The 14,720-nt window shown below is 71.0% G+C and carries 13 protein-coding genes; 6 read left to right on the forward strand and 7 right to left on the reverse strand.

What is annotated here, in order from left to right; all coding sequences use genetic code 11:
• Positions 1 to 35: 35 nt before the first annotated feature.
• Positions 36 to 1,067: a class II fructose-bisphosphatase gene (gene glpX / locus ACFWVP_RS14355; protein ID WP_384496565.1), complete on the reverse strand. Its 1,032-nt coding sequence runs from the start codon at positions 1,065 to 1,067 to the stop codon at positions 36 to 38.
• Between the two features lie 144 nt (positions 1,068 to 1,211).
• Here glpX and ACFWVP_RS14360 point away from each other — a divergent pair, with 144 nt between their 5' ends.
• Positions 1,212 to 1,733 (forward strand): DUF4245 domain-containing protein, encoded by a 522-nt coding sequence (locus tag ACFWVP_RS14360; protein WP_384496566.1) that lies wholly within the window; start codon positions 1,212 to 1,214, stop codon positions 1,731 to 1,733.
• 70 nt (positions 1,734 to 1,803) lie between these two features.
• Here the strand turns inward: ACFWVP_RS14360 and ACFWVP_RS14365 are convergent, their stop codons facing one another.
• From ACFWVP_RS14365 to ACFWVP_RS14380, 4 genes are all read right to left on the reverse strand, one after another.
• Complete coding sequence (locus ACFWVP_RS14365; RefSeq protein ID WP_384496567.1) at positions 1,804 to 2,394, reverse strand: malonic semialdehyde reductase; 591 nt, start codon at positions 2,392 to 2,394, stop codon at positions 1,804 to 1,806.
• Between the two features lie 171 nt (positions 2,395 to 2,565).
• On the reverse strand, positions 2,566 to 2,817 hold the full coding sequence (locus tag ACFWVP_RS14370) for an exodeoxyribonuclease VII small subunit (RefSeq protein WP_384496569.1): 252 nt from the start codon (positions 2,815 to 2,817) through the stop codon (positions 2,566 to 2,568).
• A 51-nt stretch (positions 2,818 to 2,868) separates the two neighbouring features.
• Entirely contained in the window at positions 2,869 to 4,080 is a 1,212-nt protein-coding gene (gene xseA / locus ACFWVP_RS14375) for an exodeoxyribonuclease VII large subunit (RefSeq protein WP_384496571.1), read from the reverse strand.
• A 95-nt stretch (positions 4,081 to 4,175) separates the two neighbouring features.
• Positions 4,176 to 5,519, reverse strand: a complete 1,344-nt coding sequence (locus ACFWVP_RS14380; protein ID WP_384496572.1) for an APC family permease — start codon at positions 5,517 to 5,519, stop codon at positions 4,176 to 4,178.
• Positions 5,520 to 5,597: 78 nt separating this feature from the next.
• On the opposite strand from ACFWVP_RS14380, the gene ACFWVP_RS14385 reads away from it, so the two are divergent.
• Both ACFWVP_RS14385 and ppgK read left to right on the forward strand, forming a co-directional pair.
• Positions 5,598 to 6,605, forward strand: coding sequence for a 4-hydroxy-3-methylbut-2-enyl diphosphate reductase (locus ACFWVP_RS14385; protein ID WP_384496574.1), 1,008 nt, complete (start codon positions 5,598 to 5,600; stop codon positions 6,603 to 6,605).
• 29 nt (positions 6,606 to 6,634) lie between these two features.
• A complete protein-coding gene (gene ppgK / locus ACFWVP_RS14390; protein WP_384496576.1) occupies positions 6,635 to 7,372 on the forward strand; it encodes a polyphosphate--glucose phosphotransferase in 738 nt (245 codons plus the stop codon).
• A gap of 49 nt (positions 7,373 to 7,421) precedes the next feature.
• On the opposite strand, the gene ACFWVP_RS14395 is transcribed toward ppgK, so the two are convergent.
• Positions 7,422 to 8,030: a DUF6542 domain-containing protein gene (locus ACFWVP_RS14395; protein ID WP_384496578.1), complete on the reverse strand. Its 609-nt coding sequence runs from the start codon at positions 8,028 to 8,030 to the stop codon at positions 7,422 to 7,424.
• A 229-nt stretch (positions 8,031 to 8,259) separates the two neighbouring features.
• On the opposite strand from ACFWVP_RS14395, the gene ychF reads away from it, so the two are divergent.
• Positions 8,260 to 9,348 carry a redox-regulated ATPase YchF gene (gene ychF / locus ACFWVP_RS14400; RefSeq protein WP_384496579.1) on the forward strand — a complete coding sequence of 363 codons (1,089 nt, stop codon included), beginning with the start codon at positions 8,260 to 8,262 and terminating at the stop codon, positions 9,346 to 9,348.
• Here the strand turns inward: ychF and ACFWVP_RS14405 are convergent.
• Entirely contained in the window at positions 9,338 to 11,974 is a 2,637-nt protein-coding gene (locus ACFWVP_RS14405) for a discoidin domain-containing protein (RefSeq protein ID WP_384496581.1), read from the reverse strand. The genes ychF and ACFWVP_RS14405 overlap by 11 nt on opposite strands.
• Positions 11,975 to 12,055: 81 nt before the next feature.
• Here ACFWVP_RS14405 and ACFWVP_RS14410 point away from each other — a divergent pair, with 81 nt between their 5' ends.
• Positions 12,056 to 12,538, forward strand: a complete 483-nt coding sequence (locus ACFWVP_RS14410) for a cupin domain-containing protein (protein ID WP_384496583.1) — start codon at positions 12,056 to 12,058, stop codon at positions 12,536 to 12,538.
• A gap of 552 nt (positions 12,539 to 13,090) precedes the next feature.
• Entirely contained in the window at positions 13,091 to 14,674 is a 1,584-nt protein-coding gene (locus ACFWVP_RS14415) for a S8 family serine peptidase (RefSeq protein WP_384496585.1), read from the forward strand.
• Positions 14,675 to 14,720 lie beyond the last annotated feature (46 nt).

Below are 14,720 nucleotides of genomic sequence, written 5' to 3' on the forward strand. Positions count from 1 at the left end.
CCACCCGGCGGGGCGGCCCCTCACGACCTCCGGTCCTACTTGGCCCGGTCGAAGTCGATGGCGCTGTAGGCACGCAGCTTCGAGAGCCGGTGCGTGGAGTCGATCCTCCGGATCGTTCCCGACTTCGAGCGCATCACCAGGGACTCCGTGGTCGCCGTCTCCGAGCGGTACCGCACACCGCGCAGCAGCTCACCGTCGGTGATGCCGGTGGCGACGAAGAACACGTTGTCCCCGCTGACGAGGTCGTCCGTCGACAGCACCCGGTCCAGGTCGTGCCCGGCGTCCAGCGCACGCTGCCGCTCGGCCTCGTCCTTGGGCCAGAGCTTGCCCTGGATGACACCGCCGAGGCACTTTATGGCGCAGGCCGAGATGATGCCCTCCGGGGTGCCGCCGATGCCCATGAGCAGGTCGACGCCGGTGCCCTCGCGGGCGGCCATGATCGAACCGGCCACGTCGCCGTCGGAGATGAACTTGATCCGGGCGCCCGTCTCCCGGATCTCCCGGACGATGCCCTCGTGCCGGGGGCGGTCGAGGATGACGACGGTGACGTCCTCGGGGGTCGAGCTCTTGGCCTTGGCGACGCGCCGGATGTTCACGGACACCGGAGCGTTGATGTCCACGAAGTCGGCGGCCTCGGGGCCGGTGACCAGCTTGTCCATGTAGAAGACGGCGGACGGGTCGAACATGGCGCCCCGGTCCGCGGCGGCCAGCACGGCGATCGCGTTGGGCATGCCCTTGGCGTTGAGCGTGGTGCCGTCGATCGGGTCGACGGCGATGTCGACCTCGGCGCCGGTGCCGTCACCGACCCGCTCGCCGTTGAACAGCATGGGGGCCTCGTCCTTCTCGCCCTCACCGATGACGACGATGCCGTTCATCGACACGGTGGAGACGAGGGTCCGCATGGCCTTCACTGCGGCGCCGTCGGCGCCGATCTTGTCGCCGCGGCCGACCCAGCGCCCGGCGGCCATGGCGGCGGCCTCGGTCACCCGGACCAGCTCCAGGGCCAGGTTGCGGTCGGGGGCCTCCGGAGAGACCTCCAGCTGGGACGGCAGATGATGCTCGGACATCGGAGCGCACCTTTCTGTACGACGACGACCGGAAAAGAGGGTGCTGTGACTCTATCGGTAGGCCGATAAAATGAGCAGGGCGGGTCACGGATGAGCGGGTGCCCGCCGGTCGGGCGTGTGAGGGCCCGTGCCACCATTGAGTCCGTGGCAAGCAAGCGAGGCAAGCAGACCGTCCGGGACATGTTCCTGTCGATGCTCGTGATCACCGCACTGGCGGGCGTCATCTACATCTTCATCCCGCACGACGACACGGCCGATCCGATCAAGGCCGTCGACTACCGGGTCGAACTCGCGACGGCGCGGCGCGCCGCGCCGTACCCGGTGGCGGCCCCGGCCGGGCTGTCGGAGAAGTGGAAGCCGACCTCCGTCTCGTACGAGGGTCACAACGGCGCCGGCTGGCACCTGGGCTTCCTGGACCCGGACGGCAGGTACGTCGCGGTGGAGCAGTCCACGTCCCCGGCGAGGAAGTACGTGCCCGCGGTGAGCCAGCGGGCCGAGGACACCGGGAGCACGTACGACGTGGCCGGTGAGGCGTGGCAGCGCTGGGAGGGCCCGAAGTACGACGCCCTCGTGCTGCACGCCGAGGGTGTGACCACCGTCGTCACCGGCTCGGCACCCATGGAGCGGCTCGCGGAGATGGCCGCGGCGCTGCGGACAGCTTCCTGACCCTCCCCGCGCACGGAGAAGCCCCGCGACGCTCGGCGTAGCGGGGCTTCTCCGTGCGGGTGGTCCCGGATCAGACGGTCGTGACGACCTCGTCGTAGGACAGGCGCGGCAGGCGGGGGAACCAGGCGTCCTCGCCCGGCTTGCCGATGTTGACGGCCATGAGCAGCTTGTGGTCGCCGTCCAGGAACTCCTTCTCGATGCCCGCGGCGTCGTAACCGGTCATCGGGCCGGCGGCCAGGCCGGCGGCGCGGACGCCGATGATGAAGTAGGCGGCCTGCAGCGAGGCGTTGAGCGCGGCGGACCGCTCGCGGACCGGGCGCTCGGAGAAGAACGCGTCCTTGGCCTGCGGGAAGTGCGGCAGGAGCGCCGGGAGCTCCTCGTGGAACTCGTTGTCCGCGACGAGGAGCGCGACCAGCGGGGCGGTGGAGGTCTTGGGCCTGTTGCCCTCGGCCATGTGCTTCACGAGGCGCTCGCGGCCCTCGGCCGAGCGGACCAGGACGACGCGCAGCGGCGACTGGTTGAACGCGGTGGGGCCGTACTTGACCAGGTCGTAGATCGCCTGGACCTGCTCGTCGGTCACCGGCTCGTCGGTGAACGTGTTGGAGGTGCGGGCCTCACGGAAGAGGAGGTCCTGGGCGGCGGGGTCAAGAACGAGGGACATCGGTGGAGCTGCCTTCCGGGTGGATGAGATGTCGGGCGACACGATCACCGTAACCCCGATATTGATTAACTTTCAACTAAATCGGTCCGGTGGTGATCCACCGCACAGCGCCCCGGCTGCCCCGCCCTCCGTGCCGGGCCCCCGCCACCGCCGTCCGTCGTCGCCGCGGACTCAGGCCGTGCCCGTGCCCTCCGCGGGCTCCTCGGGGCGGGCCAGCGCCGCGTCCAGGCGGGCCCGCGCACCCTCCAGCCAGCGCCGGCAGACCTTCGCCAGCTCCTCGCCGCGCTCCCACAGGGCCAGCGACTCCTCGAGCGTCGTGCCGCCCGCCTCCAGGCGGCGCACGACCTCGATCAGCTCGTCCCGCGCCTGCTCGTACCCGAGCGTGCCGGTCGCGGCAGCCGTGGTCGTCCCGTCGTCCGTCATGTGATCCACCCTAAGCGTGAGGTCCGACAACGAGGAGCGGTCGCGCGCCCGTCACTCCGCGACCCGCACCGTGAACTCGCCCTCCGACACCCGGGCCCGCAGCACCTCGCCCGGCGCCCCGGCGTCCGCGGGGGACCGCACCACATGCCCGTCCGGCCGCTGCAGCACCGCGTAACCCCGCTCCAGCGTCGCCGCCGGCGACAGCGCGACGACCCGGGCCCGGGTGTGCGCGAGCTCCGAGTCGGCGCGGTCCAGCAGATGCCCCAGCACCCGGCGGCTCCGCCCCACCAGCGCGTCGACCTCCGCGGCCCGCTCGTCGACCATCCGCTGCGGGTGCTCCATCGAGGACCGGCCCAGCGTGTGCGCCAGCCCCCGCTCCTCCCGGTCGAGCAGCCCCCGTACGGTCCGCAGCGCCCGGTCCCGGAGCTGCTGTACGCGGTCGAGCTCCTCACCCACGTCCGGCACGACCTTCTTCGCCGCGTCCGTCGGGGTCGACGCCCGCAGGTCTGCCACCAGGTCGAGCAGGGGCGAGTCCGGTTCGTGGCCGATGGCGGAGACCACAGGCGTACGGCACGCGGCCACCGCCCGGATCAGCTGCTCGTCGGAGAACGGCAGGAGATCCTCCACGCTCCCGCCGCCCCGGGCCACGACGATCACGTCGACCTCGGGCAGGGCGTCGAGCTCCCGCACCGCCTGGACCACCTGGTTCACCGCGTGCACCCCCTGCACGGCGGTGTTGCGCACCTCGAAGCGCACCGCGGGCCAACGGCGCCGGGCGTTCTCCAGCACGTCACGCTCGGCCGCCGACGCCCGCCCGCAGACCAGGCCGATCAGCTGCGGCAGGAACGGCAGCGGGCGCTTGCGGTCCAGGGCGAAGAGCCCTTCGGCGGCCAGCGACTTCCTCAGCTGCTCCAGCCGGACCAGCAGCTCGCCGATCCCCACCGGACGTATCTCCGTCGCCCGCAGTGACAGCTGGCCACGGGGCGCGTACCACTCGGGCTTGGCGAGGACGACGACCCGCGCGCCCTCCGTCACCACGTCGGCGATCCGGTCGAAGACCTGCCGGAAGCAGGTGACGCTCACCGAGATGTCGTGCGACGGATCGCGCAGCGTCAGAAAGACCACACCGGCGCCCGGCCGCCGCGACAGCTGGGTGATCTGCCCCTCGACCCAGACCGCGCCGAGCCGGTCGATCCACCCGCCGATCAGCCGTGACACGTCGCCGACGGGCAGCGGCGCTTCCGGGGACGTAGTGAGTGCCATACGGGCGAGCGTATCGGCCGGCGCCGACAACGAACCGCGTATCCGGCGCGACGCCAGGGTGCGGGTGCACGTGCGGCCGGGAGCCGCCCGCCCCCTCAGACCGCCCGCCGCCCCCACTGGAGCGCCAGCACCACCAGGCCGATCCCCAGCCAGCACACCCCGACCAGCTGGGCGGTCACCGTCGCCTCCAGGATCACCGCGACGAGCACGCCCGCGCCCACCACCGGCACCACGACATGGCGCCACCAGCTCGGCGGCCCCTCCATGCGGCGCACCGCGAACCAGCCGACCACCGACGCGTGCAGCAGCACGAACGCGGTGAGCGCGCCGACGTTCACGACCGACACCAGATGGTCGAGACCGTCGTCCCGCCGGGCCGCCCACACCGCCGCCACCAGCGTCACGACCGCGGCACACGTGATCGCGACGCGCGGCACCCCGGACCGGCTGTCGACCCGGGACAGGAACGACGGCAGCCGCCCCTCCCGTGCCATCGCGAACACCAGCCGGCCGGCCGCGGCCTGCCCGGCCAGCGCGGCGAAGGCCGCCCCGACCGCCTTGCTCGCGGCCACCAGGTCGTGCAGCCAGGTCCCGACCGACGCGTCCACCGCGTCGTAGAACGCCGACCCCTGCCTGACCGGATCCGCCGCCAGCTCAGCGGAGCTCACCGGTTCCAGCAGCGCCGCCAGATACGACTGGACGACGAACAGCACCCCGGCGAGCACCAGGCAGAACAGCACCGCCCGCGCCACCTTCGCCGAACCCCCCGTCACCTCCTCCGCGAACGAGGCGATCGCGTCGAAGCCCAGATAGGAGAGCACCGCGACGGACACCGCACCCAGCACCGCCGTCATCGAGAACCCGGTGTCCCCGGTGAGCGGCGTCAGCCAGCCCCGCTGCGCCCCGTCCCTGGCCAGCACCACCACCGCCGACACCACGAACACGAGCAGCACCACGATCTCCATGGCGAGCACCGCGAAGCCCACCCGGGCCGCCGCCCGGACGCCCCAGAGGTTGAGCAGGGTGGTCACGACGACCGCGATCGCCGTCCACACCCACCGCGACACCTCCGGGACCAGCGCGTTCATCGCGATCCCGGAGAACAGGTAGGCGACCGCGGGGATGAGCAGGTAGTCGAGCATCGCCATCCACCCGGCGACGAAACCGGGGCCCTCGCCGAGCCCCTTGCGGGCGTATGCGAAGACCGAACCGGCCAGTGGGGCGACCTGCACCATCTGGGCGTAGCTGAAGGCGGTGAAGGCCATCACCGCCGTCGCCACGAGGTACACCAGTGCGACGGCGCCGTCCGACTTCGCGTCCAGCGTGCCGAACACGCCGACCGGGGCCATGGGGGCGATGAACAGGAGCCCGTAGACCACCAGGTCACGGAACCCCAGTGTGCGCCGCAGTCCTCCCCGGTCCGTGCTGCTTCCGGTCATGAGCCCTCCGTCGCTGTCCGGCGTCCGCATCAGTCTCCCGACCCCGCCGATCCCGCGCCTGTTCGGTACGGCCTTACGATGGGGCGCATGACTGCAACTCCTGCCCGCCGTGTCCTGCTCGCCGCACCCCGTGGCTACTGCGCGGGCGTGGACCGTGCCGTGATCGCCGTCGAGAAGGCCCTGGAGCAGTACGGGGCCCCGATCTACGTCCGTCACGAGATCGTGCACAACAAGTACGTCGTCCAGACGCTCGAGAAGAAGGGCGCGATCTTCGTCGACGTCACGGCGGAGGTGCCCGAGGGCTCCATCGTGATGTTCTCCGCGCACGGAGTCGCCCCGACCGTCCACGCCGAGGCCGCGGAGCGCAGGCTCGCCACGATCGACGCGACCTGCCCGCTGGTCACCAAGGTCCACAAGGAAGCCGTCCGGTTCGCCAAGGAGGACTACGACATCCTCCTGATCGGCCACGAGGGCCACGAGGAAGTCATCGGCACGAGCGGTGAGGCCCCCGACCACATCACGCTGGTCGACGGCCCCGAGGACGTCTCCAACGTCTCCGTGCGCGACGAGTCGAAGGTCGTCTGGCTCTCCCAGACCACGCTCTCCGTCGACGAGACGATGGAGACGGTCGACGCGCTCAAGGAGAAGTTCCCGCAGCTGATCTCCCCGCCCAGCGACGACATCTGCTACGCCACGCAGAACCGCCAGATCGCGGTGAAGAAGCTGGCCGAGGACGCCGAACTGGTCATCGTCGTCGGCTCGAAGAACTCGTCGAACTCGATCCGCATGGTCGAGGTCGCCCTGGACGCGGGCGCACCCGCCGCGCACCTGGTGGACTTCGCCGCCGAGATCGACGAGGCCTGGCTGGAGGGCGTCACCACGGTCGGCCTCACGTCGGGCGCCTCCGTCCCCGACGTCCTGGTCGACGGTGTCCTGGAATGGCTGTCCGAGCGGGGCTACGCGGACGTGGAGACGGTCAGGACCGCGGACGAGTCGATCACCTTCTCGCTGCCCAAGGAGCTCCGCCGCGACCTGCGCGCCGAAGCGGCGGCACTCTCCGCGGGACAGGCCATCCCCGGGAAGTGATCCGCGCCACCTGCCCGTACCGTGGATCCATGGAGATCTTCGGTGTGGATATCGGCGGCTCAGGGATCAAGGGTGCTCCCGTGGACCTGGACCGCGGAGAGCTGGCGCGGGAGCGCCACAAAGTACTGACACCGCATCCGGCCACGCCCGAGGGCGTGGCCGACGGTGTGGCCGAGGTCGTCGGCCACTTCGACTGGCAGGGTCCGGTCGGCATCACGTTCCCCGGTGTCGTCACCGGTGGCATCACCCGTACCGCGGCCAATGTCGACAAGGCATGGATCGGCAAGGACGCCCGTGCGCTGCTCAGCGACCGCATCGGGCAGCCCGTCACGATCCTCAACGACGCCGACGCGGCCGGGATCGCGGAGATGACCTTCGGCGCGGGACGGGACCGCAAGGGCACGGTGATCATGCTGACCCTCGGTACGGGAATCGGCAGCGCGGTCTTCACCGACGGGCAGCTGGTCCCCAACACCGAGCTCGGCCATTTGGAGCTGCACGGTCACGACGCGGAGAAGCGCGCCTCCACGAGGGCCAAGGAGGACGAGGACCTGAGCTGGCAGCACTGGGCGCACCGGGTGCAGAAATACCTGGTCCACGTGGAGATGCTGTTCTCGCCCGAGCTCTTCATCATCGGCGGGGGCGTCAGCCGCAAGGCGGAGAAGTTCCTGCCGCTGATCGAGCACGTACGCGCCGAGATGGTCCCGGCGGAGCTCCAGAACAACGCGGGCATCGTCGGCGCGGCCATGGCGGCAGCGGGCAAGTAACCCTGAGGAGGCCGGTGCGGGGGTGACCGGGAGCTGCGAGGGCGGTCCGTCAGGGGCGGGGGCGGCGTACGCCCTGGCCCTGGGCGGACCGCAGCAGGTGGCGCTGCCGCTCCCGCATCTGCCGCACCTTCCGTACGGTGGCGATGAGTCCGGCGACGAGGGTGCCGCCGTAGAGCCAGCCCGCGTGGACGGCGAGCGCGGTGACGACCGCCATCGTCTGACCGCCGAAGCCGCCCGCCCCCCCGGCGATCGGGATGACACCGACGGCGAAGGCGATCGGCACGCTGATCGGCGCGGTGACCAGGTCGGCGGGCCGCACCCAGAGCGCGGTGAGCGCGCTGACGGGCAGGAACAGCAGCCCGAACGCGACCGCCGATCCGTCCAGGAGCAGCCGGTCCGCACAGGCCAGCAGGAACATGGTCAGGGCCGCGAAGAGGCCCGCGCCGATGCCGGTCAGCCGGGGGTTGGGGAATCTGCGCAGCGCCAGGACGACGGGCGCGACCGCCCCGGCCCGGGATCGTGGCCGCGTGCCGCCCGGTCGCGGCCCCACCGCGACCGGCGTGACCGATGACACCGGCGCGACCGCCACCGACACCGGGGCCTGCTTCGGCGGCGCGGGCTGCCTGCGCTGCGGGGTACGTGTCCTGTGCTGCTCCACCTGGACAACCTAGGTCGCGGGGCGTGTTCTTTCGGGCGTTGGACACGCGCTTTGGCCGACCTTGGCACTGAGTTCGATATCACGGGGACGAAACCCGTCGTCCGGCCCCGGACGGCCACCCCGCCCCGCACCCGTGACCGGCCGCCCCGACCCGCCCGTAAACTGGAGAATCGGTCCACTCCAGGCCCGCCCGCACAGCCCCTCCTCCTCACTTCAGGAAGTCGCCAAAGTGTCGCTCACGATCGGAATCGTCGGTCTGCCGAATGTCGGCAAGTCGACCATGTTCAACGCCCTGACCAAGAACGACGTGCTGGCGGCCAACTACCCGTTCGCCACCATCGAGCCGAACGTCGGCGTGGTGGGCGTCCCGGACCCCCGCCTGAACACGCTCGCCAAGATCTTCAGCTCGCAGAAGCTGCTCCCCGCCACGGTCGACTTCGTCGACATCGCGGGCATCGTGCGCGGCGCGAGCGAGGGTGAGGGCCTGGGCAACAAGTTCCTCGCGAACATCCGCGAGTCCGACGCGATCTGCCAGGTCATCCGCGCCTTCAAGGACGAGAACGTCGTCCACGTCGACGGCAAGGTCTCGCCGAAGGACGACATCGAGACGATCAACACCGAGCTGATCCTCGCCGACCTCCAGTCCGTCGAGAAGGCCGTCCCGCGCCTGACGAAGGAGTCCCGCCTCCAGAAGGAGAAGGTCGCCGTCCTCGCCGCGGTCGAGGAGGCCCAGAAGATCCTGGAAGCGGGCGACACCCTCTTCTCGAAGGGCATCACCGCCGGCACGGAGAAGGGCCGCCTGCTCCACGAGCTGCACCTGCTCACGACGAAGCCCTTCCTGTACGTCTTCAACGTCGACGAGGACGAGCTGGTCGACGAGGACTTCAAGAACGAGCAGCGCGCCCTGGTCGCCCCGGCCGAGGCCATCTTCCTCAACGCCAAGATCGAGTCCGAGCTGATCGAACTCGACGACGACGAGGCCCTCGAACTCCTCCAGTCCATGGGCCAGGAAGAGCCCGGCCTGGCCACCCTCGGCCGCGTCGGCTTCGACATCCTGGGCCTCCAGACCTACCTCACGGCAGGCCCGAAGGAAGCCCGCGCCTGGACGATCAAGAAGGGCGCCACGGCCCCGGAGGCGGCCGGTGTGATCCACACCGACTTCCAGAAGGGCTTCATCAAGGCGGAGATCATCTCCTTCGAGGACCTGGTCGAAACGGGCTCGGTCGCCGAGGCCCGCGCGAAGGGCAAGGCCCGCATGGAGGGCAAGGAGTACGTGATGCAGGACGGCGACGTGGTGGAGTTCCGCTTCAACGTGTGAGCGGTTTCGCCACCGCAAGCCAATCCTGGGTGCCGACGGTCAGTTCGGTCACCCCCGTCGGCTTCTCGGCGTCCTGGGAGGTGACGGTCACCCGCACCTTCCGGGCGGCGTCCCCCGCCCGGAAGGGGCGCCACGTCCGGCCGTCCAGCGACGTCTCCAGGGTGTGGGAGGCCGGTGCGACGTCCGTCCACCGCGGCGTGAGGGAGGCGATCCGGTGCCCCCCGCGCAGGTCCACGGTCAGCGTGCCCGTCGCGCCGCCCGGCGACCAGGCCGTCGACGGGCTGCCGTCCACCGCGGCCGCGGCGTACAGGCCGGGGGCCTCCGAGGTGGCCGTGGCGGGGTGGCAGCGCGCGGCGTCGGACGTCGGGGTGAGGTCGGGGCGCCGGGTGGGGAGCGTGAGGGTGGTGGAGAGCAGGCGCGGGCCGGCCGGGGTGTGGACCGTGAAGGGCGCGCCCTCCGCGAGCCGGACCGTGGTGCTCCGGGCGCCGACGGAGATGTCGTACGTACGGCCTCGGAAGCGCAGCCCCGTCAGCTCCACGCCATCGCGGAGCTGCGGCGGCAGGAGCGGGTCGAGCCGCACCCCGTCCTCGCGTAGCCGCAGGCCGGTCAGGCCGTGGGTGAACACCTGGAGGAAACCGCCCTTGCCGGTGACGAAATCCTCGGCCGGGAAGCCGGAGAGCGGATCCGACGCACCGGACTTCTCACCGCGCGCCTCGGAGAACAGGCTGTACGGGCCGCGGACGAACGGGCGTACGGCGCGCTGGAGATAGGTGTACGTGGCGCAGCCCGGCTCCCCGATCGCCGCCGCGTCGATCGCGTGCACCGAGTCCGTCATCGCCGGGCCGTCCGGATCGGTGCGCGCGGCGTAGTAGTCGAGCGTCGCGGCGGCGGCGCCCTCCTCCATCGGCCATTCCAGCGGGTAGACGAGCAGGACGGTGTCGGCCTGCTTGATCGTCGAGCCGTTGTACCCGGCGTACTGGAGGTACAGCTTCCGCTCGGCGTCGTACGGGATGCGGAGCCCGTCGGCCACCCGGGTCCACCCGGCGGGTGCGGTGTGTCCGAGGAGCCGGGCGGCGCGGGTGGCGTTGCGCAGGGCGGTGGCGGCCACGGCGTTGGTGAACACGCCGTCCGTGACGCCGTTGCTGTACTCGTCGGGGCCCGCGACGTTCTTCACCGAGTAGCTGCCGTCGGTGTTCGCCGTGGCGCGGGACCGCCAGAAGTCCGCGATGCCCTTCAGGAGGGGCCAGCCCCGGCCGGCCAACCAGGCGCGGTCGCCGGTGGCGAGGTAGTACTGCCAGACGGCGAGCGCGATGTCACCCTGGAGGTGGTTCTGGGTGAGGCAGTGCGGCGGGTCCCAGCTCTGGCACTCGGAGTCCAGCCGGCCCCTGCTCGCACTCGTCCAGGGGTAGAACAGGCCCTCGTGGCCGAGCTTCTCGGCGTTCGCGCGGGCGGCGCCCCGGGTGCGGTACCGGTATTCGACGACCGAGCGGGCCAGCTCGGGGCGGGTGGCGAGCAGCCCGGGAAACATCCAGGTCTCGGCGTCCCAGAACGCCATCCCCGCGTAGTTGTCGCTGGTCAGCCCGGCCGGGGCGATGCTGTCCGAGGAACCGGGCCGGGTGTTGGCGAGCAGCCCGTACTGCGCGGCCCGCAGCCAGGCCTGCAGATCCGGACTGCCCGGCACGGCGATGTCGGACGCCCAGGCCGTCCGCCAGGCCGCCGCGTTGTCGGCGAGGACCCCGGACCAGCCGCGCCGCGCCGCCCGCCGCGAGGCGTCACGCGCGGAGGTGAGCGGCGCGCGGGAGGTGAGGGCGGTGTCGACACCCACGTACTTCTCGAAGGTGTACGAGCGGCCCGCCTCGACCCGCGTGGTGCGGGCGCCCGCACCGGACCCCGTCTGGACGACCGCGCCCTCCGTGCCCGTACCGAGGGTGCGGAACGTACCGTCGCCGGCGACCGTGACCCGGCGCGCCCCGCGCTCGTCCAGCCGGCCCGTGACCGTCGCCGTGCCGCTCCAACGCGGGGTCATCCGCAGGCGTACGGCACCGGCGTGCACGTCGGAGCGGTCGGTCAGCACCTCGTACGTGAGGTCCGTCACCCGGCCGTCGGCGGTGGTCCAGCGCAGCGAGGTGACCACGACACCGCAGCGCAGGAAGAGCGTCTGGCGGTAGTGCGAGACGCGCCCCGCGGGGGTGGAGGCGTCGTACGTCTCCGAGCCGACGCGTACGTCGAGGGTGGTCCAGCTCGGCAGCGCGGCGATCACCTCGCGGCCCTCGGCGAGGTCCTGGTCGCGGGCGTAGAGCCCGGAGACGAAAGCGCCGTCGTAGCGCGGGGTGTAGAGCGGCCAGCCGGTCTTCCCGCCCGTCACCGCGTAGCCGGCACCCGTGGCGGGCACCCGGTGACCCAGATATCCGTTCCCGACATAGGGGTCGTACCCCTCGGCCTCACCGAAGACGGTGGACGTCGGGGCCCAGGAGGCATCGGGGGACGACGCGCCGGGGGTGTGCGGCCGGCCGCACACGGCGCCGGACGGCGGCGGCGCGGCGGCAGCGTGGGAGAGCGGCGGCAGGGGCGCGATCAGTGCGCCGGCGACCAGGGACGTGAGGAGGGAGTTGCGCTTGAGGCTCACCGTACGAAGGTAGGGAAGACGAGTGCGCCGGAGCGGTTACGGCGCGCGGACCGGCGCAAGGACAAGGGCAGGGAGAGTCGCATGTCGTATCCGGAACCGACGTACACGGACGGCCAGGGGGAGATCAGCGCGCGGTACCGCCCCGCCGGCACGGCTCCGAATCTGCTGACGCGCGGCGGCGGCACCACGCACTACCTGGCGACGACGGAGCAGACCCACGGTGAGTTCGGGCTGTACCGGATCAACATGGGGCCCAGGGCCGGCGGCCCCGCCACCCACTTCCACCGGTCGATCTCGGAGTCGTTCTTCATCCTCCAAGGGACGGTGCGGATCTACGACGGGGAGCGCTGGGTGGACGCGACCGAGGGCGACTTCGTCCAGGTACCGCAGGGCGGCCTGCACGCCTTCCGCAACGACGCCGACGCACCCGCCTCCATGCTGCTGCTCTTCACCCCCGGAGCCCCGCGCGAGGAGTACTTCGAGAAGGTGGCGAAGGTCAGCGACTGGCCGGAGGAGGAGCGGGCGGAGTTCTTCATCAGGCACGACACGTACTGGACGGACTGAGACGTGTACGGGATGGACTGACGGCGGTCGCGGCGGGCCGGGGCCGGGTTCCGCGGTGCTGCCCCCGACGGTCCACTTCGGGCCGGTTCGGCCGGATCACCGCGCCGAGGGGTGGCGCCCCTTCGTAACGGCACAGTGAATTGACGCGTCCGGTCAGCGAGTTGGTAAGGCCCGGTGACAGGACACCCGCGTCGAGAGCCCACGGTCCGCCGCGGACAGGACAGCCCCAGGTCAGAGCGTCCGTGCGGGGGCGGGTCCGTCCCGCGGGCGGAGGCGGGCGGCCCTGGGCGTCGACACGGCAGGTGTATGTCGAATGTATTGCCTGGGCGAAGACACTCTTGTGCGATTCCTATGGATCCGCCAATCTTTCGCTGACGGCAGGGCGTGCCGCTCCCATGGCCCACATGGAGCGCGGTATCCCGATGTCTGAATTGTCATGCTCATGATTTGTTTCACCCTGCGCACCCCCTTGCACCCCCATGCACAGCGATGCAGGACATGCACCCCCATGCATCCCCCACCAGCGCACCGCAACCGAGGAGGACCCCTCACATGGCACAGAAGCGAAAGGCGCGCTACGCGCGAAGACTGGTCGCGACCAGCGTCATCACCGGCGCCGCACTCGCCCTCTCGACCGCGGCGGCCTTCCCCGCCCTCGCGTCCGAGAGCGCACCCGAAGGCGTGATCGAGAACGCGGGCGCGCCGGGCACCATCAGCGGCAGCTACATCGTCACGCTCGACGAGTCCGCCGCCGAAGCCGGCTCGGCCGAGGGCAAGGCGCTGGCCGCGGAGTACGGTGCGAAGATCAAGAGGACGTACCGCGCGGCCGTCAACGGATACGCCGTCGAACTCTCCGCCGCGCAGGCGAAGAAGTTCGCCGCGGACCCGGCCGTCGAGTCCGTCGTGCAGAACCGGACGTTCACGATCTCCGCCACCCAGCCGTCGCCGCCCTCCTGGGGTCTGGACCGGATCGACCAGTCGGCCCTGCCGCTGAACAACAGCTACACGTACCCCGACAAGGCGGGCGAGGGCGTCACCACGTACATCATCGACACCGGTGTGCGCATCAGTCACAGCGACTTCGGCGGTCGTGCCTCGAACGGCTACGACGCCGTCGACAACGACAACGTCGCGCAGGACGGCAACGGCCACGGCACCCATGTCGCCGGCACCGTGGCGGGAACCGCCCACGGCGTCGCCAAGAAGGCGAAGATCGTCGGCGTGCGCGTCCTCGACAACAACGGTTCCGGCACCACCGCGGGTGTCGTCGCGGGCATCGACTGGGTGACGGCCAACGCCGTCAAGCCCGCCGTCGCCAACATGAGCCTCGGCGGAGGCGCGGACTCCGTCCTGGACGCGGCCGTGCAGAAGGCCATCAACTCGGGCATCACCTTCGCCGTCGCGGCGGGCAACGAGTCGACCAACGCCTCCACCAAGTCGCCCGCACGCGTCGCCGACGCCATCACGGTCGGCTCCACGACCAGCACCGACGCCCGTTCGAGCTTCTCGAACTACGGCAGCATCGTGGACATCTTCGCCCCTGGCTCCTCGATAACCTCGACGTGGAACACCGGCGACAGCGCCACCAACACCATCTCCGGTACGTCGATGGCGAGCCCGCACGTCGCCGGTGCGGCAGCCCTGTACCTGGCCGACAACCCCGGCAGGACCCCGGCACAGGTCTCCGCCGGACTCGTCGCCGCCGCCACCAGCGGTGTCGTGACCAACCCGGGCACCGGCTCGCCGAACAAGCTGCTGAACGTCGGCACCGGCGGCACCACGCCGCCGCCCGGCAAGAAGTTCGAGAACACGACCTCCTACGCGATCTCCGACAACTCCACGGTGGAGTCGCCGATCACCGTCTCCGGTGTCACCGGTAACGCGCCGTCCGCGCTCAGCGTTCCCGTGAACATCACGCACACCTATTCGGGCGACCTGAGGATCGACCTGGTCGCGCCCGACGGCTCGGTCTACAACCTGAAGGCCTACGGGACCGGCGGCAGCACCGACAACGTGATCACCACCTACTCGGTGAACGCCTCGTCGGAGGTCGCCAACGGCGTCTGGAAGCTCCGGGTCAGCGACAACTACGCGGCCGACACCGGGAGGATCAACTCCTGGGCCCTGCAGTTCTGACGCGTACCGCTCCCTGAGCCGGTGAACACGAGCGGGGCGGCTGCCG

Source organism: Streptomyces sp. NPDC058637, assembly GCF_042717325.1.
In the GTDB taxonomy this organism is placed as follows: domain Bacteria; phylum Actinomycetota; class Actinomycetes; order Streptomycetales; family Streptomycetaceae; genus Streptomyces.